The sequence below is a fragment of the Flintibacter porci genome (assembly GCF_041925195.1).
GTDB lineage: Bacteria > Bacillota > Clostridia > Oscillospirales > Oscillospiraceae > Lawsonibacter > Lawsonibacter porci.
In genome coordinates, this window is record NZ_JBHEVB010000024.1 from 1 (window position 1) to 20146 (window position 20146).

A 20146-nucleotide genomic window follows, 5' to 3' on the forward strand; every position below is an offset into this window, starting at 1 on the left:
ACTCACTCCAGCTGGTGGAAGTCTTTTCTCCAGCTTGATTTGTTGCGCTTTTTTGATCTCGCAAACTTTGCGGGATTTTTTTCATTTTAGGACTTGACTTTTATTTGCAGGACTCCTCAGTATCCGTGTCCCCATCCTCCGTTTCCTCAAACTGGAGCCGGAAGAGGGCAGTGTGCTCTCCCACAAGAGCGGGGTATTTGTAATAGACATGGCGGCAGAGGGTTTTGTACAGTTCAAGGAGCCTCGGATCATCTCCGAAGTCCACAAGCCCGTCCATGATTCGCTCGATCTCCCGCTCCTCGGTGATCCTGCCGTTCAACACCTGTTCTACCAAACGGCTGTATTGCTGATATGCGGCGTCCATTAGGCGGGAAATGTCCTGGACGATCTCACGGATTGCGGCAAAGCACGCCTCCCGCTCCCTGGCCTCCGGTCTTTCTTCCTCTGTCATAATGTGTTCCCTCCCGTCAAGAGCTGCGGCGCAGCCTCCACGCTGTGGAAGAGGAAGTGCATCCGGTCGATATGCTTGTCAATATGCCAGTGCCCACAGAACCAGTGGTCGTATTTGAGTTTCCGCTCGATCTCCTCCAGCCATTTCTCGGCAGAGTCGTCCACGGTACTCTGGTCGATCATCGGAAGAAAGGCCTCGCGCGACTCATACGGATAGGGACAGGTGTGGGAGAGGACGGTATCTACCTGCCACCCGCAGGCGTCCAGCGTCTGGATAGCCTTGTCCTTGATCTCCTGGGAAGGCTGCTCATCCGGCCACCAGCCGTAACCTCTGGCCAGCCGGTAGAATTTGTCCACGCTGTAAGCTCCGCCGATGACCAAGTGTCGGAGACCTTCCAGATCAAAGATCTCACCATCCATAGCAAACAGCAGGCGGGGAAAGGCTTCCTCTACCCAGACTGTCCCGCCGTTCCACTGCTTCGTCCGATAGGGAGGGATGCTGGCCGGCCGGATCTCATGGTTGCCGTGGATGCAGAGCATCGTCGGCTTTACGGCGGTAAGAACTTTCTTCATCTCTGTGTCTCGCCGGTTTCGGTAGTAGTTCGCTCCTACATCTCCAAGCAGAACCAGAGTATCCTGCTCTGCCAGCTTCTTGCTGTCGCAAAACTGTATGACCTCATAGGGGCCTCCGTGGATATCACCCGTGTAATAGATCATTGGTCATTCCACCTTTCTTTTCTCATTATACCAACTCGGAAGACCCATATCCGGGACTTTCCAAAAACATATCCACTGTTCCAAAAATATATCCACCTTTACTGGCATAGATCGACCGGCAGTCAATGCTCGTGACTTCCGGTTGACTGCTTTCTCAGGTTCAGACGGTAAAATCGAAGTGATCTGGTTTACCGTATCTGCCGTGATGCTCTTTCAAGGAAGCTTTCAGCGATTTTATAACATCCAGGAGAATCAGCATCTCATAGGTGCTGCAATCCGAAAGGAGCAGGGCGATTTCTTCGCTGGCGCACCGTTCAGTGCTGGTGACTTGCTCCATCAAAAGCCGGTCGGGAGATACGCCCAACGCATTGGCGATAAGCACAAAGGTGTCAAGGCTCATGCTCTTGATCCCGCTCTCTATGTAGCTGATGTAAGATGGCGTTTTATCCACCAGTTCAGAGAGCATCGCTTGCGAAAGGTGGTTGCGCTGGCGGACTTCACGGATGTGTTTTCCAATGACTTTGTAGTTCAGGCTCATAATAAGACCTCCAAAAAATTTTGCAGTCTTATTATAGTGTTTAGATTATATCATCAACTCGGCCTTATATCAATTTCACCTCAGGTTGATATACTCTTAGAAATAGATAATCTGGAGAATATATTTGAGGGGGGAAGCCGATGACGGAACATGATTTGACCGAGAGCCAGCTGATCGGCTCCCGTATTCGAGATGCGCGGATCAATCGCCGGATGAGCCAGGCCGATCTTGCTGCGAAGGCCAATATCTCGCTGCCGCATATCAGCAATATCGAAAAAGGCAAGACGAGCATGAAGTTGGAAACCTTTATCCGAATCATCGAAGCCCTGCAAGTGTCTGCTGATTCCCTTCTTCGGCCCGATGTGCCGGAGGTGAGAAGCCTATACCAGAGCGAGTTTGACGAGCTGCTGGCCGACTGCTCTCCCAAGGAGCTGGATTCCATCCTGAAAATTGTTCGTGAGTTGAAATCCACTATGGCCAGACGGGATGACAATACCTGAAAAATTGCGAGCTGGAATTGCCGGCTCGCTTCTTTTTTTCTCATCTATCGACCAGAAGTCAAGGTGTTGACTTCTGGTCGATTTTGTTATTAGTCTGCAGATTATATAATGGCCTGGAAGAGAAATAACACAGGGGGAGCAAATATGTCAGATCTGGCCGTTCAAAATAGAGAGTCAGAGCAGGAAGTTATGCCCTCATTTGATTTCCTGCTGGAGAGGGAGACGGAACGAAACACCCTTTTAGCGGAACATCGTGCCTGGTTAAAGGAAATCAAGCGGGAACGCCCGCTTCCCAAAACACATTACCGTGTGGCGGTATACATCCGCTACTTCAACCAGACCCGCTATGAGGACTATCTCTCAGCTCATAAAAAGCAATTTCTTGATACACTGGCTCTCTGCCCAAACTGGAAGTTTGTCGGTTTCTATGTGGACGAGGGCAGCACTGCGCCCAATATGGAGAGCGCCCCGGAGTGGTCAAGGCTCCTTCAAGACTGCTACGAGGAAAAGGTCGATCTGATCATTACCCAGAAAGCAAGCAATATCTCGAAGAAGCTCTCCGAGCTCTCTTTCTGTACGCGCCTCTTGGCAGCACTCCCAAAGCCAGTGGGCGTTTACTTCGTTTCGGAGGATATTTATACGCTGGCTTCCTATTACCAGGAGGATCTACACGACCCGTACTTTTTGCCAGATCCCGGTTGGAAGATACTCCCTGATGACGAACCCCGGAGGGAAATGCTGCATGATTGACAAGTCCACACGCAAACAGCTTGCGGAACGGAAAGAACGGGTCCGCCGGCGTATCAACACAAAAGTTGACCCGGAGAACTATGAATTCATTCCGGCTAAAAAGCCCATCGACTATTACGACAATGATATAAGGCAGCGGGTCGCCGTGTATGCCCGTGTCTCCACAGACAATGTCCAGCAGACTTCCTCCTATGAGCTGCAAAAGAAATACTATGAAGATTTTGTTGTGCATCATCCCAACTGGACATTGGTCAAAATCTATGCGGATGAGGGCATCAGCGGGACTTCTCTGGCTCATCGGGACGAGTTCAACAGCATGATCGCCGATTGCCGCAGCGGGAAAATCGATATGATCATTACCAAAAGCGTGTCTCGCTTTGCCCGGAATGTGGTGGACTGTATCAGCATGGTGCGAATGCTTGCGGAGCTGCCCAGTCCTGTCGGGGTGTTCTTTGAGAGCGAATGTATCTTCTCCCTCAAAGACGATTCCCAGATGGCGCTTTCGTTTCAGGCCACCATGGCTCAGGAGGAGTCTCACATCCGCAGCCGGAGCATGGAGACCTCCTTGCGGATGCGGCTGGACGGAGGTCTGCCATTGACGCCCAAGCTGCTGGGGTATTCTCACGACGCAGATGGAAACCTGGTCGTCAACCCGGATGAAGCCCCCACGGTAAAACTCATCTTCTATATGTATCTGTATGGATATTCCACCTCCGACATTGCGGCGGCGCTCACCGAGCTGGGCAGGAAGACCTATCTGGGGAATGTCAAGTGGACATCCAACTCCATTGTCCAGGTCCTTCGCAATGAGCGGCATTGCGGGGATGTACTGACCCGGAAGACCTTCACCCCCAACTATCTGAACCACAAGGCCAGAAAGAATCGGGGGGACAGACCCCAGAGCCTTTACCGGAACCACCACGAGGGTATCGTTTCCAGAGATGATTTCATTGCGGTTCAGCATCTTCTGAACAACTCCAAGTATGGCAACCGCTCCATCCTCCCGGAGCTGCGGGTGATCGACAGCGGCCTGCTCAGAGGGTTCGTGACCATCAATCCCCGCTGGGCTGGATTTAAGCCGGCGGATTATTACCAAGCGTCCGCCAGTATCCATCCGCCCGATGAGCAGCAGGCGGATGCATCCCTGCCCTCGAGCATCACATTGGTTCCGGGAGATTTTGATATGAGAGGCTTTGAAATCGCCCGCAGTGAATTCTTTGATAATTATCACCGTCCCTATGTACTGTTTCAAGATAAGAGGATCAAGTTCAGCACCACATGTGTTCGGTCTTTTGGGAAAGACAACCATGTGGAGCTGCTGGTCAACCCTGTGGAGATGAAGTTCGCCGTCCGTACAGCGGCGAAAAGCAGCCGCAACGCAGTCGTGTTTTCCAAGCTGTCAGACGGAAAGTATCAGCCCAGGGATATCGCCGGTGCGGCCTATGTAGAAACGCTTTTTCAGTTATTCGGCTGGAGTCCGGATTTAAAATACCGGATCGCCGGAGCGCTGTTTCAAACCGAAACTGAATCTGCGTATATTTTTGATGTCAATGATGCGGAAGCGTTTATTAAATCGTACCTGCTTTCCGGTTCAAAAAGCACGGAACAGGTAAAGGAGCCTGTACAGCCCCTTTCTGTCTCCGGCAAACGGGTGCGGGCAGTCCCGGAGGAGTGGATCGGCTCTTTTGGCAAGCAATATTACCTCCACCAACAGTCTTTCCCGCCCGTCTGCGATCAGAGTGAGGAAGACTGGAAAATCCGCATGGAGGGCCAGTTGTATGAAACCGGACAGAAACTCCGCGTGACAGGATTTGACGTGCTGCGTGACTATATCTGTCAGGAACTCGGTCAGCGCGGGAAGGAGGAATCCTAAATGTTTGAAGAAAGTCGGGAAAATACCGGCGGCGTAATCGCCGGAATGCTTCGTTCCCTGGAGGACGAGCATTTGGATATTGTTCCGTCTGCTGAATTAGAAAAAGCGGAACCGGCAGTTTCTCCCGCAAACAGCAGTAGTGATGAGGTTCTGGAGATGGCCGGTGACTTTAACTACGATGGCTACCAAGTGGTACGCCGTGAGTTCTTCGCCCATATTAATGAGCCGTCTGTAACGTTCAACAATTACAAATTTTATGTAAATACCGCCTGCCTGAACCGCTTCCCACAAGTTGATTATGTGCAGGTATTGGTCAATCAGGAGAGCAGGATCTTGGCGATCCGTCCCTGTCGGGCGGAAGATCGGGATGCCTGCGCCTGGTGCACCAACGGCTCCGGCAGACGCAAACCGAAACAGATCACCTGCAAGATTTTTTTCGCCAAAGTGTTTTCACTGATGGGCTGGAATCTGGACTATCGATATAAGCTCCTCGGGCGGATAATCCATGCCAGGGATGAGTGGCTCATCGCATTTGATCTCACAGCGACCGAAGTGTATCAGCGGGTGCAAAAAGACGGCCAGAAGCCCAAGTCTTCTCGAACTCCCGTGTTTCCGGAGGGCTGGAAGACGCAGTTTGGACTCCCGTTCCGGGAACACCAGAAATCTATGCAGGTAGACATTTTTGAAGGATATGCTGTATATGGGTTGCGCGATAACATCGCTCCTGCTGCATCAGAGCAGTCAGACGAGGCTGCCTCTGATACTGGTAGTAAGTCCGTTTTGGGAGGACAAGGACATGAATCATGAAAATCAATTGCAGGCTTACTTAACGCTGGACCCTGCGCGAAACCGGATTCGAATCCACAGGCAAACGATTCGTCTCTTGAAGAATCCTGCGTATGTGCAATTCCTGGTAAACCCTGAAGAACTGTATATCGCCGTTCTCGGATCGGACAAACCTATTTCAGGCGGGACCGCAAACAAGGTTCGGATGTCAAGTACATCCCAGCAGTCTATAGAATTCTATAGTACGATCCTTATCAAAAACTTTTCCGAACTGCTGGGTGGCTTTGACCTGAGATTTAATTACCAGCTGACCGGTGAGATCGATCAAGTCAACCGGGTCGCATATTTTTCCCTCAAAACCGTCAAACAGCTGGAACGCAGGAGGCTACATGACAGAGAAAGCATTTAGGCAGCTTAACATCGATCCGGAATTCAAAAACTTGATTCGTCCACTTCGCCGGGAGGAATACCGGCAACTGGAGCTGAATCTGGTCATGGAAGGATGCCGGGAAGATATCATCGCATGGAATGATACCATCGTCGACGGTCATGATCGCTATGAAATATGCAATAAAATGCGCATTCCTTATGGAGTCAAGGAGCTGGATTTTCCAAGCAGAGATGCTGCCATCGCCTGGATCTGTGCGAACCAACTTGGGCGCCGCAACATCTCAGAAGAAACCAGGAAATATCTGATTGGGAAACAATATGAAGCGGAAAAGAAAGTACAGCGAAATAGGAATGGCTATAATCAGTACCGTCCGAAGCCCAACATTACTGTGGGGAGAGGCCGCCCAATAGATGAAGAGAGCGGCCGGCGAACAGCAGCCCGGCTGGGAAGGAAGTATCATGTGTCCGGCGCAACCGTACAGAAATATGCGAAATACAGTGCAGCATTAGATACCATTGAACAAAATGCTCCTGAGCTTGTTCCGCACATTCTTTCCGGGGCATATAAGATTTCTTTCGAAAATATCGTTGCTCTATCAGAAATGGAACCCGAAGAATTGAAAGCACTTAGTAAAAAAATCGGAAAAAATCCCTATGCTTTCGCTCGTTACAGTGAATCGAGACGATGCCTTTATTCCGACGCTTCTGCCAAGCCCGGTACAGCGGCGGCAGAGCAGCCGGCAATCAAGACGATGCCCGCCTATGACCCGGATGCGGAAGTTGCTGGACTTACTCTTACGATCCCCTCCTGGATGAGCTCCATCGACCGGACAAAGTCCATGGCACATTTGGAAGCAATCTCACCTGCTGCCAGACAAAACCTCTTGGCGGCGTTGACTGAATTAGAAGGAAAAATCCAGGAAATGCTCAATGCAATTGAGGGGGAATCCTAATGGAAGATTATAGTATGTTTGTTCCCAATGTTCACTTCGAACAGATTCCCATCAAGAACCTCGTATCCAATCAGGAGTACCAGAGGAATATTTCCGAACAGCATGTGCTGAATGCTGCGGCACACTTTGATCTGTATCAGATCAACCCCGTGAAGGTAAGCCGTCGAAATGGGGTCAACTATGTCTTCAATGGCCAGCACACGGTGGAGATCGTCGCCCTGGCCTCTGGCTCTCGTGAAACTCCGGTCTGGTGCATGATATACGACGATCTGAACTACGAGCACGAGGCAGATATCTTCGCCAACCAGATGAAGTTTGTCAAACCGCTCCGTCCCTATGAAGTGTTTATGGCAAATGTGGAAGCCGGGAATCAGGAGCAGCTTATGATCAAAGATCTGGTAGAGTCTTATTCTCTTTCCATTGGCCAGGTCAGAAACTATGGCGTTGTCTGTGCTGTCTCCACGCTTGAAAATATATATGAGCGGTTCGGTTACCATGTACTTGATCGAACACTCAGACTCTGCGTAGGCACCTGGGAGGGCGATATGAATTCGCTTTCCGCCAATATGCTCAATGGAATCGCCAGATTGGTATACACCTTTGGCGACACATTGAAAGATGAAACCTTCAAGGAAAAAGTGGGGGAAATGTCGGTCAAGCTGCTTTCGAGGACAGCCAAGGAACGACGCCCCGGTTCTATGGGCTATGCCGAGGCGATGCTTCTGGCCTATAACCGCAAATGCAAATATCCGCTTAAATGGACCAAGCTCTACGAGAAGAATGTGGGGAACAATGAAGGACTGGACATTGATACGGACATGGACGAGTATGAGGGCGGGGACTCTTTTGAGGGAGCCGCCAAAGAATAAGCAAACGGACGGTTCCACCAGGAATCGTCCGTTTGTGATCTTATCATGGAAGGGAAAAGGCGGGGCGCATATACTCTATCGCTCCTCGGCTGAGACCATACTGCCCGGCCAACTGTTCCCAGTGTCCGGATACTGTTTTGCAGACCTCCTCTGCAGCCTGTTCCGCTTTCTGCGGGGCAAGGCCGAAATAATCGGCTACTTCCAGAGCCAGTTCCAAGTCAATGGTGTTATCATACTCACTCACATTGAGGGAAAGCCGGTCCCCCGAGGGGACTGGGTTCACATCATAGAGAGGGGCCAGCCGCCAGCCGGTGGGTGTCAGAAGGAAACCATGGTTGCGCAGGTGGTCGTCAGTATTGGATACCGCCATGCTGAACACGATCCGCTTCCACAGCTCGGCCAGATCCTGCCGGGGTGATGCCCCGTTGGCCCGGATGAACGCCGCCAGATTCAGATAGCTGCTTCCGTCCGCTGCAGAGGCTCCATCGGTCTTGCCCAGCAGGGTCATGGCGGAGGCGAAGTGGATGCGACGGCTGCCGGTTCGGTCAAATCGCTTGACGAGAAAGGTACTGCCGGTCTTGGAGAACGTCTCCAATTTGGATTCTGGAACATCCAGTCCGCAGAGCCGTGCCAGGTCATGGACGACCTTCTCCCACGCGCCGCTGTTATATTCATCATGCTTGGAAGGGAACTTGGCGATCCACAAGGCGCCATCCGTGGCCTGCACCGTCGCTTTGGGCCTTGCGCCTCCCAAGGAGGAGCCAGGGGCCAGAAGCTCACGCAGCCATTTTTCATTCAGGCCGCTCTCATCGTTCTCGAAAGCGATAGAGGCGTTTTCCAGCGTCCGAAGGTTTACCCATGGAGGCGTCGCAAATGCTTTATCGTTCGAAAGAAATTCGCCCCCTTCTTCCAAGCTGAACCGCAGCGCACCCATACGGGATTCATCGTAGACCCCCAACAGGAAGTCGCTCTCGGTGAGCTTACGGGGCTTGCGGTCCTCTTTGCGAGCGTCGATGGCCTCCTTGCGCCTCATCAGCAGGCGTCCCCAGCGATCCGGGCAGGAGTCGGAAAACAGGCCAAAGAGCTGTTTGTTCAGCGGCACATACTGCCGCCCGCGGTAGAGGGCCAGATCCGGGTCCAGAGAGAAGGAACTCTCGGCGGATGACAGCCAGGCCGGATCATACTCAAAGGAAAAGGTCTCCTGTCCGCGGACGAAGCCGCAGCGCAGCCGCCCCAGCAGAGTGGGTGCCTCTCCACGCCAATTTTCATATACATAGATGGTCTTTTCGTCCTGCGCCATGGGCTACTCTCCTTTCTTGGGTGCCCGCCGTCTGGTGGGCAGCGCCAGATCTTGCAGTTTCCTGCCGAATTCATCATCTTTTGCAATAAGCAGCAGGTCGCTGTCCATATTGTTTAATGCGTGCAACACAGCGGCATAGAAGCCGATGGATACCGTAGGGGTGCCTTTCTCAATGGATATAAGAGTGGCTCGGCTGATCCCGGCACGCTCTGCTACCAATTCCAGGCTCAACTTCCTGCGCAGGCGGGCCAGGCGGATCTGCTCACCCATCTGTGCCAGGATCTCCCGTGTTTGCGGCATGATGACCGCGGCTTTTTTTGCCATGCACAATCGCCTCCTAACATAAATTATATTATATTATTTTTGCGATTATGTCAATTATATTTGAAGTTATCAACTTTCTTTTTCCGGGCGTTCTTCGATAAGGTACCCTCCTCCGAAGATAATGTCCAGTCTCCCGTCGGGATACACCTTCACACACTCAATCATTTGGTGGACGATGGTATCGTCGTACTCCATCTTTTTGGATGCTCGGTCGGCGATGATCTGCTGTAGTTTAAAGATTCGGCTGTCATTCACCTGATCGGAAACAAGTGCTTCTTCGAGTTTCTGAATCCGTCCTTGCAGGAGTTCAATGGTATCGGAAAGTTCCTTGAATTCAGCTTCGTGACTCTCGATACCCTCCCCGCTTTCTACACTCTCATTGATAAGAGATACCATTTTCCGATTCAGCCCATCTATTTTCCGCCGGAGCAAGTCGATCTCATCTGTGCCTCCGGTTAGACCGATTGCTTCACCAATGGTTGCCCGCATGAGTGCCATATAAGTGGACTCGTCTTCCTCGTTGAATCGGTTGATTGCCCGAACAATAGCGGCGTGGAGGGCGGTCTCATCTACCGTGAGCGAGGTTTTGCAGTAGCACTTTCCATAGTCTAAGCGGCTGATGCAGCGCCAGACAACTCGCTTTTTTCCTCGGGATGTCCAGGTCACGCGCTTATATCGACTTCCGCATTCGGCGCAGATCATCACATTGGATAGTGCGTACCGGGAGTATTTTCCGGTAGCTGTGGTAGCCGTTTTGGTGGAATTTGGCTCCCGGCTCATCCGCCTGGCGAGTTCTTCCTGCGTTTTGTGAAAGAACTCTCGGCTGATGATACCAACATGGCTATTCTGTACATAGTACATGGGTGCCTCACCCGTGTTTTTGCGGCGAACCTTGCCAATACAGTCAATTGTGACCGTCTTTTGAAGGATGCTGTCCCCGCAGTATCGTTCATTCCGGAGAATACCCTTAATCATGCTCGCAGAGAAGGAAAATCGTTTTCCTGGTATCTGGAGATTTTCTTCTCTGGGTTTGGTTGAGATCCGGTTGATGGTTTCACCTGACAGGTACATATTGAAGATCCTCTCCACGATGGATGCCTCCTCCGGGACGATCTCCGGTTCTCCGTCTGCACCCTTGCGGTATCCCAGGAGGCACTTATAGTTGAATATGGGCTTGCCCTCCTGAAATCGCTTACGAAAAGTCCAGGTGACATTCTTGCTGATGCTTTCGGATTCGGACTGTGCGAAACCTGCGTAGATGACCAGATAGAGTTCGCTGTCGATTTGCAGTGTGTCTATATTTTGCTCCTCGAAGTAGATGCCAATCCCTCTTGCCCTGAGCATTCGGACATGGTCCAGGCAGTCCACTGTATTACGGGCGAAGCGGGAAACGGATTTCGTGATAATATAGTCGATTTTCCCAGACAAGCAGTCGTTGATCATCTTCTGGAACTGGGGGCGCTTATCTGCACGTGTCCCGGAGATGCCCACATCTGCGTAGAGTCCGGCGAACTCCCATTCGGGCTTAGCGGCAATCATCTCGGTATATACCTTTTTCTGGTTGGTATTAGGATGTGAGCTGCTCCTCGCTGCCGGTGGATACCCGGCAGTAGGCAGCAACCCGCCGCTGATGATACTGCTCCCTGTTGACGATCAGAGAGCGTTTTGGCTCAATAACCGATATTGTTTTCTTGGGTATCTTGGTTACATTCATTTTCTTCATCTCCGATCTCGACATCGGTCTTGGTATGTAGGATCACCTTTCCTCCGCTGCCAAGCGTCAGGTAGGCAGCGATGTCACTAAAGTAAGCCGGGCTGAATTCCTCCTGGGGAGTCATCAGACTTACCCGCTTTCGGGCGATGGATGCGGCGATCTGCAGATGGGTATCGCTCTCAGCATAGAGCCGCTCTGCCATTTCAATTGTTTTGACGATAATCAGCGCATCGCTGGGGTCATCCCGCTCCAGCTCGGCATCAATTTCCCGGTTGATTCGCTGGGCTTCCGCCGACAGCTCTTTTCGCTTTTTGGGGCGGGGGATAAGCAGATAGCTATTGGCGATGATGCGGTTCATCAGGATTGTCACCTTTTCCAACAGGTGTGGATCGGAGATCCGGATGCGCTGACCGCAATCAGGATTGGTGCAATCCCAACTCTCCCGAATCTGGTGCTTGCTGCTCACCCTTCGCCGCATAGGGGCGCCGCACTCCGCACATCGGACCAGATCCCGAAGCAGGTCGATCCCCTCCAGATTTTTTTCGAAGGTGTTCCACTGGCGGGCTGTTTTCACGGCAGCCGCTTCCTCATACTGATCTTCCTCAATGATCGGGTCATATTCCCCATCGCCAATGTATTTGGCGTTTCCGATGATTCGTGCGATACGAGCTTTATCCCACACATCCGTTCTCTCACTGTAGGGGATCTTCCTCTCAGTCAGCAGCTCGGCAATACTTTGGAGGGATGCGCCGTTGATGTAGGCGCTGAATATCTCGCGGATGACCGCAGCTTCATCCTGTGCGATGACGGTCCTTCCATTTCTCATGGTGTAACCGTATGGGATATAGCGTATCTTCTTCATGGCGAGGTTCCTCTCTGTCAGAGCATTTCTGTGAATCTCAGCCCGCCGATGAGGGTGACTGTCATTTCATCTCGGCGGCTGATACTGATGGCCTGAACGATCTCAGTAAACAGCTTCTCATCGAAGCGGTCCAGTGGTTCCTCGAGCTCTTCCAGCAGCTTTTTCAGCCGCGTCAGTTCCTCTATCATATGGGTAATGCCCGAGGAGAATTCACATTGGCGCTCCCGCTTGAGCTGGCGCAGTTGGTCGTTAATCTCCCGCACCTGAGCTTTGTGGACCTCATCTTTGAGGTATCCCTTTGCATGGAGCTGCTCCACCATCACCAACTTGGCGTTCAGATCTGCAATGTTCCGGCTGAGCTCCCTTGCGGCCGTGTTTTTCTGCTTTCGCTTCAGCTCGGCGGATTCCAGACGGAGTAGCGTCTGACCCATGATGTCGTATTCAGAGAACCGAAGCTTATTGACCATGGCGACGAAGGCATCGTAGATTCTCTCCTCGCTGTAGTAGTTTGAGCTGCACTGGGTACGATCCTGAATGTGTTTGGAGCATCCCCACTTTACTGCCCCGGAAACCTGCCTCCTGCGAAAATACGAGCCGCACTCAGAACACTGAATGCGGCTCGTAAGAGGGTAGATATTTTGCGTTGTGGATTTTCCAAAGACATCCTGACGCTTTTTCAAGAGGAGCTGGACCTTGTCAAAGGTATCTCGGTCAATAAGAGGAGCGTGGGTCATGGAGGCGTAGAACATATCCTCCTGGCCTCGATTTTGGGACTGTTTGAAGGGGACTGTGGTGTCGCGGTAGGTTTTCTGATATTTGCAATCGCCGCAATACCGCTCATTTCCAAGGATGTATGCCACCTTGGTGGAGCGCCAGGTGGATTTCCCGGTTTTGGTTTTGATGCCGCGGCTGTTGAGATCCCGGGCGATCTCCGATGTAGACTGGCCGCTCAGGTAGTTTTCGAACATCATGCGGACGATGGCCGCCTCCGGTTCATAGACCACCAGCGCCTTATCCACCAGCCGGAAGCCGTAAGGAGCGTTGCTGTCCACATATTCCCCAGACTGCATCCGCTTCACGATGGAAAGCCGCTGGTTCTGGGAAATTGCCTTAGACTCCTCCTGTGCGATGGCAGAGAAGGTATTGAGCAGCATCTCATCTCCGAGGGCCAGAGTGTAGATTCCCTCTTTCTCAAACTGCACCCCTACGCCGAGCAATTTCAGCTTCCGGACATATTCCAGAGACTCCTTGGCGTTTCGGGCGAAGCGGGAGACGGATTTGGTGACGATCAGGTCGATTTGGTGCTGTTCGCACATCTTGATCATTCGCTGGAATTCGGTGCGGTTCTGTGCGTTCATGCCAGAGAGCCCTTCGTCAGCGAATATCTCCACCAGTTCCCACTCTTTTTTCCTCTGAATGAGGCTGGTATAGACCCGGATCTGGTTGGCGTAGGAGTTCTGCTGATCAGCCGAATTGGAAGATACTCGGCAATAGGCGGCGACTCGAACTTTGCGGATTTCCTGCCTGGTGATGGGCGAGATGAGTTTGACCTGCGGCATCAGCAGAATCCCATTTCTGACTGAATTTTGGATCGTACTACATTTTGGTACAATCCACTTTTCCGGCTCAAGCAACATTATATTCAACGACAAGACAAAGTCTATTGAAAGAACCGTTGGAATGTCAAAATCTACATAGTCAACATGACACGATGCCTTGTCTGCATCATTTTGGGCGGTTTGACTCTAACCTCATAATCTGCAATGACGAGATCGGAGCCGGTGAGTTTCTGGTAGTAGCGCTTTGCTCGCTCGTACTCGGCCAGAGTAATCACGCCACCTTCTCGCATCGACTTCAGCACGGCTACGATAAACAGATAATTGGCACTCTTGGTCTGCGACATAGTGATCATGGTACGATCCCTCCCAATGATGAATATGAATTGATACCACAAAAATAGGGGTCACCCGCTTTGGTTGTGGAAGCCTCGGCTTTCCTACTACATGATGGGCGACCCCCATTGCTTCTGATATCAAGACATTTGAATGTCTTTTTGTTGCCTGTATTCGACACTACTTCCCCAGGCAGGGCGGTCAGCTAAACTGCGGTGGGCACCGCACTCCGGGAATCTAACCCCTCCGAGGATCTCTCCGAGCTGTCCCCATTGCTTGAAACTGTGGCTGGACAGGGGTACCATTATAGGCAGATGAGGTCGTGGCGAAACAGGCTGCCAAACCTGCTTTTGGATCAGAGGACCCGCTGGGCACCTTATAGGCCGTCATTGATAGAAGAGAAAGGCGCCTTTCGTCCGCTTTTCTTCTACAGGTGGTCATCGCGCTCTGTCCGCATCGCTCGCTCATTGCTGATGTTATTTAGCTGCCGGATATTCAGTTGAAAAGGTGCAATGAAGGCGTCTTCACAACCCCTTCACTTTTCAACGGACATCGTTTAAGAAAACCACAACCATTAGTCAAAAATATTTTTGGCTTTTTTTGAATGAGGCGAATTGCATTCTGGACGCTCTGATAGCTAACACCCATTTGGTCGGCATAAGCTTTGTAACTGATCCCGTTTAAGATGCAGGCTTGATAAATACGATATTGGGTAGGGGTAAGGCTCTCGCGCAGAATTCTCTCCAGCATTTTTGTGGCTATTTCTTCCGTATAATCTCTGGTGTCGGCTAACCAGATAGAGTCTGTCACATTTTCGGGAAGCAAATCCAGAGAGAGAACCGTTGGAGCAGCTTTCCCTTCTCTAGATTGTCCCTGCTCCGGAGATAAGGTGCGCCGGAGTCGCTTCTCCTCTGAACGTAGAACCTGCATGACGGAGCGTTCCACCTCTGTTATCTCACCGGTAGCCTTGATCCGAACCATGCATTTTCCTTCTGCTGTGGTCCATAGATCGTAATCGAATTCAACTGGGGTCCTCGGGATACTCATTGTCTTGTCCTTTCCGCTGGCATGAGGCCGCGGGAAGGCAAGACAACAATAGAGCCGCATGACGGTGGTCGTTCTGTCCATGCCGATAAACAGAGTCTTTCGACTCAGTCCATGCGGCATCAGGATGACTTCACCTATCAGGCGGCTCCACAGCTCAGCTATGTGATTCAGTTTTTATTTCGTTCTCCCTCTAACGAAGGCAAAATACGATTTTTCTCATGCTCAAAACATCGAAGACGGTGATCTTTCCGCACTTTTTGCACTTTGTTTCGACATGACCTCTTGTGTCCTCATATACGACGATAGAGTTATGTTGGCAGTACGGACATTTGATATATCGCGGTTTTTGCGCCGCAATTGCCTCCCGTGCCCGGATAATTTTGCTCAACATTTCTGCGGAAGGCTCTGTAATGCGAATATTTTTACTCATGCCCACACCTCCAGTGGATCAACAAACTCTACATACGGACGCTCTTGTAGATACCCAAGCTGCCGGAGACGAATCACGGCGGCAGACTTGGACACGCCAAGTGCATGACAGAGAAGTGAAAGTACCAACTTGTCCGCATATGAAAACCTCCCTTCATAGCTTATCAGTGTGCGATTTTGAGCGAAAAACCGCATGGCCCGATTTATCTCTGCCTGGGGCATGAGCAGGGCGGCCCCCAAGGCATTGGCCTGCCACTCGTTCCAGTCCTCTCTGCTCTTTAGGTCTCGTAGGGAGTAGGATCGCCGATCCGAGTAGAATCCACGGCACTTTTGCTGGGACTCCTCGGACTCCATCTGAAACAGGATTTGATGTGCGCACTCATGCGCCAAGGTAAAGCGGCGCTTGCCGCACAACTTTTTGACCTTGCCGGCCTCCAGAAAGCTGGAATCCAGAAGAATTTGATTTTGTTTGAGTTCGATGGTACGAACTACTCCCATTTCCTCAATGATGTATTCGGCATCAGCATAACTGGTCAGACCGCAGATACACCCATCTGCGGACAATCGGGCAAATCGAACGCTTAACCCCAGGTACTCGCGAGCGAACTGGTCGATGGGTGTTGCGCGAACTTTATTATTCCTTAGGGCATTGCTGCCGCAGTAGAAGAACTTGTTGAAGTCCTGAATTACAGCTGCACCGATATCCTCTATTTGGCGTAGAGAAAGAATCATTGACTTGCCTCCTTTGCTTCCACGAACCATTTGTTTCCTTCGCTGAACAGGAAGGTTTCTTTACCGTGGATCATGACAGTATATCGGATTCCACCTCCGCTCACCCGGGAAGAAGCGGCTCTGCACTTGTACTTCAGCCGGTCAATTTGATAGATACGACCATTTGTCCAGCGGATGAACCGGGGATGAACCACACCGTTTTGGTCTACATCAAGATTGACAGAGACATACTCTTTTCTGCATTGTACCTCCATTACAATATCCTCCGTTTTCTTTCCGGATGTACGAACATTTTTTCGTGTTTTAGATTGACAAAAACTCTGTTCGTGTGTTAACATCTAAATGCGAACAGAGTTTCGTGTTGCATTTCCATTATATCCAGAACAAATTTTCGTGTCAATCCCGAATTGCGAAAAAGTGTTCGTCCTAATGGCAGAGAAATAGAAAGAGGTGCCTTTATGGGGTTTAAAGAACGTCTGAAAGAAAAACGGCTTGAGGCTGGTTTAACACAGGCAGAACTTGCAGAAAAAGTTTCTGTAACAACGCGGACGATTCAGAATTATGAGATGGGTTCCAGGAAACCTGGCAACATGAAGGTGATTGGTGATTTAGCTACCGTCCTTGGTACAACTGCAGATTACCTTCTCACCAGTCCGGATATCTATTCGGTGGAAGCATATCAGAAGGGCGGTGCAAAAGCGGCGCGGGACATCGATGAGTTGGTCAGTGAGGTGACTGGCTTGTTTGCCGGCGGCCAACTTTCTGAAGATGCACTTGAGGGTGCGATGCGTGCCCTCAACGATGCCTATTGGATGGCCAAGGAGCGGAATAAGAAATTTACGCCAAAAAAATATCGCCAGCAGGAGGAGTAAGTCCAATCTGTGGGACCTATGCTGTGAGATAATAATGATGAATATCCGCAAGACGGAGGTGGGCTTCATGACCAGTAAAATGCTCTCCAAAGTCGGCGCATCCCTGGTGCGGCGCTTCGGAACACGCGATCCTTTCCAGATTGCAAGAGAGTTGGGGATTTCTGTTCTTCTATGTGAGGATTTTGGCTCTCTGAAGGGAATGTACCGCGTCATCAAACGAAATCGCTTTATTTTTTTGAATAAGGATCTGGGTGATAGAATGCTCCGCATTGTCTGTGCCCATGAGCTTGGACACGATCAGCTCCATCGGAAGCTGGCGCAGGCAAACAGTCTGCACGAATTTATGCTTTATGACATGACCACGCGGCCAGAATATGAGGCAAACATTGTTGCTGCCGAAATTATGATAGACAATGAGGAGCTGCTGGACTATATCTATACCTATCACTATTCTGCTGAGCAAATCGCAAGGGCAATGGATACAGACATTAACCTGGTCGCCTTAAAAATAGCACACCTGACGGAACTCGGATACGATTTACGTCCGGTGAATCATAGAAGTGATTTTTTGCGGCAGTAGCAGTAGTGCTACTAGGAAGGATTTCTCCATGAAATACAAGTTGTACCGTTCTTTTGGAAATTTAGATAAAGACATCCGTAGGCATGAGCTGGTTGCCGTGGAGTATGGCATGAATCTGGAGGCAGTTACAGATGCCCTAATTCGTGCGGTATCCGATGATCTGGCGGGAACGCCTGAATATGCGAATTATGAAACCGCAGCTTTTGCCCCGGAGCCAGTTAAGGAATTTCGTCGTGTGCGGAGATACGACTATGAGATGACAGGTATTGTTTATCCCACTCATGCGGACAAAAACATTCTGATCGACTACGGTATTATTGAGGAATACGAACTTGAGAAATAATATTACATCCCCTATCTAGGATTGTTTTGGCGTTAAATAGTGAGAATCTAGAGGAGGCGATCTTAGCATGAAGCAAAGGTCTTATATCGCAATTGACCTAAAGAGCTTCTATGCCTCCGTCGAGTGCCGGGAGAGAGGTCTCGATCCTCTGGACACCAACTTGGTGGTTGCCGACGAGAGCCGTACCGATAAGACCATTTGCCTTGCTGTTACGCCGTCCTTAAAGGCATATGGGATCTCTGGTCGCGCTCGGCTGTTTGAGGTGGTCCAGCAGGTGAAGGAGGCCAACCGCGGTCGGCTTCACGATGCGCCTGGGCACCGTTTTTCTGGAAAGTCTTGCCTTCTCTCTGAATTAAATGCTACACTGGGACTGGAGATTGACTATCTGATTGCGCCACCGCGTATGGCTTACTACATGGAGTACAGCACACGCATCTACAGCATCTATCTGAAATACATTGCTCCAGAAGATATCATCGTATATTCCATTGATGAATGAGACAAGGCCACAGATGTCTATGTTGGATCGAGCTGCACAGTTCTCTCCTTTTGCTGCTCTCAGTGGTTATGATGATGCCGTCAAAGAAGCTGGGCGCCTGACAGATAATAGGGTGGAGCTTGGAGATGAAGGCCAAGATCTGCTGGACAGAAAGCTGCAGTATCTCCAAGAGATAATCGCTGATAGACCGGAGATAAGCGTTACCTTCTTTATTCCAGACGAGAAAAAGCCTGGTGGTTCCTATGCCATCCTTATCGGAAACCTAAAACGGGTTGACCTCTATGAGCGTCTTCTGGTGATGACAGATGGGAAAAAGATTCCGCTGGATGACATTGCCGATATAAAAGGAGACTGCTTTCAAGGCCTTCTGTAATTCTCTCCTATGTCAACCATGAAGGCTCAACAATTCAGTAAAATGTAGCCATCTATAAGGATATGGTTGCGTAGAGTCAGGTAGAGGTGGGCAGATCATGAATACCCTCAAATATTCTACCTGTAACATTACCAATGGGCTGGACAGATATCCGAACTCCTGCTATAATACTGAGGATATCTGGGTGTAGCGCAGTTGGTAGCGCGCTTGCTTTGGGACTGCATTCCCAGACATTCGAACCCCACACGCCGGACCAAACACTGCCAAACAGAGCGAAAGAGCATCAAACACCAGCAAAAAGCATCGGTTTTTCTCTACCCTTTTTCTCCATTTCTTGCAATCCCAAACACGGAAATATTCCAAACACGCCCTCTACATAGAAACATCTTCCATGACAAGCTGTCCGCATTCTGTATTGCCGGAAAGAGATAGAACTTGCCTGTCATATCCGGTTTTTGAACCGAAGTACATCTGTATCTTTTCTACCAAAAGCAAGAAAATCCACACCGCCATACCACTTGTTTAGATGCAAAATGACTTGGTCGGCGTTTTTGATCCCCGAGGCATTTCCATCGTTGCTGACGCCAATATACAGCGTGCCGTCTTTTGTATTAGCAAAGGCAATGACTTCTTTGCAGATATCTCCCACGGCCTCTGCATAGGTACAATGCCCCAAACCTGAACATGAAAAAGAGCCCTTCTGGACAGGCGGCAGCGGATGCCGTACCTGGTTAAGAAGGGCTTTTTGACCATATATTTGATCACAGACAGCGTCGGAGCACACGGATACTGCGGTGACAGCTATAATTTCATTGCTGCGAGTGTAAGGAGAAGCCCCAACTGTTCCTGCTGTGTCTTCTGGGTCAGTTTTCTGTCCAAAATAGACCTGCCTATTTTGGAGGATTTGCCGCTTGACGGAACTTCAAAAACCAATATAATATTTTTAGAATCATTCTAAATTGGTGTTGGGTGCTATGACGAAGTATGGAAAGAAAATTTTAGAGATTGTGAGTTCCTCTCACAGTCATATGACGGCTGAGGAAATTTTTTACGTGCTTCGTCGAACCTATCCCTCGGTTGTGCTGGCCTCTGTATACAACAACCTCAATCGGCTGTGGGAGGATGGCCTGATCCGCAAGGTGTCGGTAGAGGGAATGCCGGACCGGTACGACCGGATCCAGCGCCACGACCATCTGGTGTGCAAAAGCTGCGGCAAACTGCTGGACATTGACCTGGGAGATCTGACCGCGCAGCTGGAGCAAAAGGCGGGGATCTCTATTTTGTCCTATGATCTGAAATTGACGTATCTATGTGAGGACTGCAGAAAGAAAATTGGAAAGAAAGGAATGTGAG

26 protein-coding genes and 1 pseudogene are annotated in these 20146 nt (G+C 50.4%); 13 read left to right on the top strand and 14 right to left on the bottom strand.

Going from position 1 to position 20146, the window contains the following annotated elements:
- Nucleotides 1-100 precede the first annotated feature (100 nt).
- From ACEVJL_RS15875 to ACEVJL_RS15885, 3 genes are all read right to left on the bottom strand, one after another.
- The gene (locus ACEVJL_RS15875; protein WP_374738387.1) at nt 101-451 is read right to left on the bottom strand and encodes a hypothetical protein; all 351 of its coding nucleotides are present in this window, start codon (nt 449-451) and stop codon (nt 101-103) included.
- Nucleotides 448-1167, bottom strand: coding sequence for a metallophosphoesterase (locus tag ACEVJL_RS15880; RefSeq protein ID WP_374738388.1), 720 nt, complete (start codon nt 1165-1167; stop codon nt 448-450). Before ACEVJL_RS15880 ends, ACEVJL_RS15875 begins: the two co-directional genes overlap by 4 nt.
- Nucleotides 1168-1327: 160 nt before the next feature.
- On the bottom strand, nt 1328-1705 hold the full coding sequence (locus tag ACEVJL_RS15885; RefSeq protein WP_374738389.1) for a helix-turn-helix domain-containing protein: 378 nt from the start codon (nt 1703-1705) through the stop codon (nt 1328-1330).
- Between the two features lie 140 nt (nt 1706-1845).
- On the opposite strand from ACEVJL_RS15885, the gene ACEVJL_RS15890 reads away from it, so the two are divergent.
- The 7 genes from ACEVJL_RS15890 to ACEVJL_RS15920 all read left to right on the top strand — a co-directional run bounded on the left by ACEVJL_RS15890 (nt 1846) and on the right by ACEVJL_RS15920 (nt 7826).
- Nucleotides 1846-2205, top strand: a complete 360-nt coding sequence (locus ACEVJL_RS15890) for a helix-turn-helix domain-containing protein (RefSeq protein WP_071430658.1) — start codon at nt 1846-1848, stop codon at nt 2203-2205.
- A gap of 144 nt (nt 2206-2349) precedes the next feature.
- On the top strand, nt 2350-2955 hold the full coding sequence (locus tag ACEVJL_RS15895) for a recombinase family protein (protein ID WP_204860000.1): 606 nt from the start codon (nt 2350-2352) through the stop codon (nt 2953-2955).
- A complete protein-coding gene (locus ACEVJL_RS15900; RefSeq protein ID WP_374738390.1) occupies nt 2948-4828 on the top strand; it encodes a recombinase family protein in 1881 nt (626 codons plus the stop codon). Before ACEVJL_RS15895 ends, ACEVJL_RS15900 begins: the two co-directional genes overlap by 8 nt.
- Nucleotides 4829-5635 (top strand): hypothetical protein, encoded by an 807-nt coding sequence (locus ACEVJL_RS15905; protein WP_374738391.1) that lies wholly within the window; start codon nt 4829-4831, stop codon nt 5633-5635. It abuts the gene before it with no gap.
- Nucleotides 5625-6023: a hypothetical protein gene (locus ACEVJL_RS15910; RefSeq protein WP_071430665.1), complete on the top strand. Its 399-nt coding sequence runs from the start codon at nt 5625-5627 to the stop codon at nt 6021-6023. The genes ACEVJL_RS15905 and ACEVJL_RS15910 overlap by 11 nt, the downstream gene beginning before the upstream one ends.
- Nucleotides 6004-6957 (top strand): ParB N-terminal domain-containing protein, encoded by a 954-nt coding sequence (locus tag ACEVJL_RS15915; protein ID WP_374738392.1) that lies wholly within the window; start codon nt 6004-6006, stop codon nt 6955-6957. Before ACEVJL_RS15910 ends, ACEVJL_RS15915 begins: the two co-directional genes overlap by 20 nt.
- Entirely contained in the window at nt 6957-7826 is an 870-nt protein-coding gene (locus ACEVJL_RS15920) for a DUF6551 family protein (protein WP_374738393.1), read from the top strand. Before ACEVJL_RS15915 ends, ACEVJL_RS15920 begins: the two co-directional genes overlap by 1 nt.
- A gap of 43 nt (nt 7827-7869) precedes the next feature.
- Here the strand turns inward: ACEVJL_RS15920 and ACEVJL_RS15925 are convergent, their stop codons facing one another.
- The 10 genes from ACEVJL_RS15925 to ACEVJL_RS15970 all read right to left on the bottom strand — a co-directional run bounded on the left by ACEVJL_RS15925 (nt 7870) and on the right by ACEVJL_RS15970 (nt 16380).
- Nucleotides 7870-9126 carry a type II toxin-antitoxin system HipA family toxin gene (locus tag ACEVJL_RS15925; RefSeq protein ID WP_374738394.1) on the bottom strand — a complete coding sequence of 419 codons (1257 nt, stop codon included), beginning with the start codon at nt 9124-9126 and terminating at the stop codon, nt 7870-7872.
- Between the two features lie 3 nt (nt 9127-9129).
- Nucleotides 9130-9450: a helix-turn-helix domain-containing protein gene (locus ACEVJL_RS15930; protein ID WP_374738395.1), complete on the bottom strand. Its 321-nt coding sequence runs from the start codon at nt 9448-9450 to the stop codon at nt 9130-9132.
- Nucleotides 9451-9519: 69 nt separating this feature from the next.
- A complete protein-coding gene (locus tag ACEVJL_RS15935; RefSeq protein ID WP_374738396.1) occupies nt 9520-10989 on the bottom strand; it encodes a recombinase family protein in 1470 nt (489 codons plus the stop codon).
- A 28-nt stretch (nt 10990-11017) separates the two neighbouring features.
- Complete coding sequence (locus ACEVJL_RS15940; protein ID WP_374738397.1) at nt 11018-11164, bottom strand: hypothetical protein; 147 nt, start codon at nt 11162-11164, stop codon at nt 11018-11020.
- Complete coding sequence (locus ACEVJL_RS15945; protein ID WP_374738398.1) at nt 11121-12026, bottom strand: recombinase family protein; 906 nt, start codon at nt 12024-12026, stop codon at nt 11121-11123. Before ACEVJL_RS15945 ends, ACEVJL_RS15940 begins: the two co-directional genes overlap by 44 nt.
- Nucleotides 12027-12043: 17 nt before the next feature.
- Complete coding sequence (locus ACEVJL_RS15950) at nt 12044-13585, bottom strand: recombinase family protein (RefSeq protein WP_374738399.1); 1542 nt, start codon at nt 13583-13585, stop codon at nt 12044-12046.
- 131 nt (nt 13586-13716) lie between these two features.
- On the bottom strand, nt 13717-13938 hold the full coding sequence (locus ACEVJL_RS15955; protein ID WP_374738400.1) for a hypothetical protein: 222 nt from the start codon (nt 13936-13938) through the stop codon (nt 13717-13719).
- A gap of 475 nt (nt 13939-14413) precedes the next feature.
- Nucleotides 14414-14899 (bottom strand): hypothetical protein, encoded by a 486-nt coding sequence (locus tag ACEVJL_RS15960; RefSeq protein WP_287878893.1) that lies wholly within the window; start codon nt 14897-14899, stop codon nt 14414-14416.
- Between the two features lie 492 nt (nt 14900-15391).
- Complete coding sequence (locus ACEVJL_RS15965) at nt 15392-16126, bottom strand: ImmA/IrrE family metallo-endopeptidase (protein ID WP_215655356.1); 735 nt, start codon at nt 16124-16126, stop codon at nt 15392-15394.
- Entirely contained in the window at nt 16123-16380 is a 258-nt protein-coding gene (locus ACEVJL_RS15970) for a hypothetical protein (protein WP_195494783.1), read from the bottom strand. Before ACEVJL_RS15970 ends, ACEVJL_RS15965 begins: the two co-directional genes overlap by 4 nt.
- 204 nt (nt 16381-16584) lie before the next feature.
- Here ACEVJL_RS15970 and ACEVJL_RS15975 point away from each other — a divergent pair, with 204 nt between their 5' ends.
- The 5 genes and pseudogenes from ACEVJL_RS15975 (at nt 16585) to ACEVJL_RS15995 (ending at nt 18793) form a co-directional block, all read left to right on the top strand.
- Nucleotides 16585-16998, top strand: coding sequence for a helix-turn-helix domain-containing protein (locus tag ACEVJL_RS15975; protein WP_130870524.1), 414 nt, complete (start codon nt 16585-16587; stop codon nt 16996-16998).
- Nucleotides 16999-17065: 67 nt separating this feature from the next.
- Nucleotides 17066-17578, top strand: a complete 513-nt coding sequence (locus ACEVJL_RS15980; protein WP_302667770.1) for an ImmA/IrrE family metallo-endopeptidase — start codon at nt 17066-17068, stop codon at nt 17576-17578.
- Between the two features lie 28 nt (nt 17579-17606).
- The gene (locus tag ACEVJL_RS15985) at nt 17607-17921 is read left to right on the top strand and encodes a carboxylate--amine ligase (protein ID WP_287878885.1); all 315 of its coding nucleotides are present in this window, start codon (nt 17607-17609) and stop codon (nt 17919-17921) included.
- 67 nt (nt 17922-17988) lie between these two features.
- Nucleotides 17989-18417 (top strand): annotated as a pseudogene (locus ACEVJL_RS15990) (Y-family DNA polymerase); the annotation flags it as partial.
- A 22-nt stretch (nt 18418-18439) separates the two neighbouring features.
- Nucleotides 18440-18793: a hypothetical protein gene (locus tag ACEVJL_RS15995; RefSeq protein ID WP_374738401.1), complete on the top strand. Its 354-nt coding sequence runs from the start codon at nt 18440-18442 to the stop codon at nt 18791-18793.
- Nucleotides 18794-19235: 442 nt separating this feature from the next.
- Here the strand turns inward: ACEVJL_RS15995 and ACEVJL_RS16000 are convergent, their stop codons facing one another.
- Nucleotides 19236-19442 carry an AlbA family DNA-binding domain-containing protein gene (locus ACEVJL_RS16000; protein ID WP_287878882.1) on the bottom strand — a complete coding sequence of 69 codons (207 nt, stop codon included), beginning with the start codon at nt 19440-19442 and terminating at the stop codon, nt 19236-19238.
- Nucleotides 19443-19767: 325 nt separating this feature from the next.
- Between ACEVJL_RS16000 and ACEVJL_RS16005 the strand changes: the two genes are divergently transcribed.
- Nucleotides 19768-20145, top strand: a complete 378-nt coding sequence (locus tag ACEVJL_RS16005; protein ID WP_287878880.1) for a Fur family transcriptional regulator — start codon at nt 19768-19770, stop codon at nt 20143-20145.
- Nucleotide 20146 lies beyond the last annotated feature (1 nt).

Coding starts and splice junctions, on each gene's coding strand:
- ACEVJL_RS15935 (WP_374738396.1), bottom strand. CDS start 10,989: ATGATTGCCGCTAAGCCCGAATGGGAGTTCGCCGGACTCTACGCAGAT.
- ACEVJL_RS15950 (WP_374738399.1), bottom strand. CDS start 13,585: ATGCCGCAGGTCAAACTCATCTCGCCCATCACCAGGCAGGAAATCCGC.
- ACEVJL_RS15970 (WP_195494783.1), bottom strand. CDS start 16,380: ATGGAGGTACAATGCAGAAAAGAGTATGTCTCTGTCAATCTTGATGTA.
- ACEVJL_RS15890 (WP_071430658.1), top strand. CDS start 1,846: ATGACGGAACATGATTTGACCGAGAGCCAGCTGATCGGCTCCCGTATT.
- ACEVJL_RS15985 (WP_287878885.1), top strand. CDS start 17,607: ATGAAATACAAGTTGTACCGTTCTTTTGGAAATTTAGATAAAGACATC.
- ACEVJL_RS15920 (WP_374738393.1), top strand. CDS start 6,957: ATGGAAGATTATAGTATGTTTGTTCCCAATGTTCACTTCGAACAGATT.
- ACEVJL_RS15880 (WP_374738388.1), bottom strand. CDS start 1,167: ATGATCTATTACACGGGTGATATCCACGGAGGCCCCTATGAGGTCATA.
- ACEVJL_RS15930 (WP_374738395.1), bottom strand. CDS start 9,450: ATGGCAAAAAAAGCCGCGGTCATCATGCCGCAAACACGGGAGATCCTG.
- ACEVJL_RS15980 (WP_302667770.1), top strand. CDS start 17,066: ATGACCAGTAAAATGCTCTCCAAAGTCGGCGCATCCCTGGTGCGGCGC.
- ACEVJL_RS15995 (WP_374738401.1), top strand. CDS start 18,440: ATGTTGGATCGAGCTGCACAGTTCTCTCCTTTTGCTGCTCTCAGTGGT.
- ACEVJL_RS15945 (WP_374738398.1), bottom strand. CDS start 12,026: ATGAAGAAGATACGCTATATCCCATACGGTTACACCATGAGAAATGGA.
- ACEVJL_RS15875 (WP_374738387.1), bottom strand. CDS start 451: ATGACAGAGGAAGAAAGACCGGAGGCCAGGGAGCGGGAGGCGTGCTTT.
- ACEVJL_RS15885 (WP_374738389.1), bottom strand. CDS start 1,705: ATGAGCCTGAACTACAAAGTCATTGGAAAACACATCCGTGAAGTCCGC.
- ACEVJL_RS15895 (WP_204860000.1), top strand. CDS start 2,350: ATGTCAGATCTGGCCGTTCAAAATAGAGAGTCAGAGCAGGAAGTTATG.
- ACEVJL_RS15965 (WP_215655356.1), bottom strand. CDS start 16,126: ATGATTCTTTCTCTACGCCAAATAGAGGATATCGGTGCAGCTGTAATT.
- ACEVJL_RS15955 (WP_374738400.1), bottom strand. CDS start 13,938: ATGATCACTATGTCGCAGACCAAGAGTGCCAATTATCTGTTTATCGTA.
- ACEVJL_RS15905 (WP_374738391.1), top strand. CDS start 4,829: ATGTTTGAAGAAAGTCGGGAAAATACCGGCGGCGTAATCGCCGGAATG.
- ACEVJL_RS15975 (WP_130870524.1), top strand. CDS start 16,585: ATGGGGTTTAAAGAACGTCTGAAAGAAAAACGGCTTGAGGCTGGTTTA.
- ACEVJL_RS15925 (WP_374738394.1), bottom strand. CDS start 9,126: ATGGCGCAGGACGAAAAGACCATCTATGTATATGAAAATTGGCGTGGA.
- ACEVJL_RS15940 (WP_374738397.1), bottom strand. CDS start 11,164: ATGAATGTAACCAAGATACCCAAGAAAACAATATCGGTTATTGAGCCA.
- ACEVJL_RS15915 (WP_374738392.1), top strand. CDS start 6,004: ATGACAGAGAAAGCATTTAGGCAGCTTAACATCGATCCGGAATTCAAA.
- ACEVJL_RS15960 (WP_287878893.1), bottom strand. CDS start 14,899: ATGGTTCGGATCAAGGCTACCGGTGAGATAACAGAGGTGGAACGCTCC.
- ACEVJL_RS16005 (WP_287878880.1), top strand. CDS start 19,768: ATGACGAAGTATGGAAAGAAAATTTTAGAGATTGTGAGTTCCTCTCAC.
- ACEVJL_RS15910 (WP_071430665.1), top strand. CDS start 5,625: ATGAATCATGAAAATCAATTGCAGGCTTACTTAACGCTGGACCCTGCG.
- ACEVJL_RS15900 (WP_374738390.1), top strand. CDS start 2,948: ATGATTGACAAGTCCACACGCAAACAGCTTGCGGAACGGAAAGAACGG.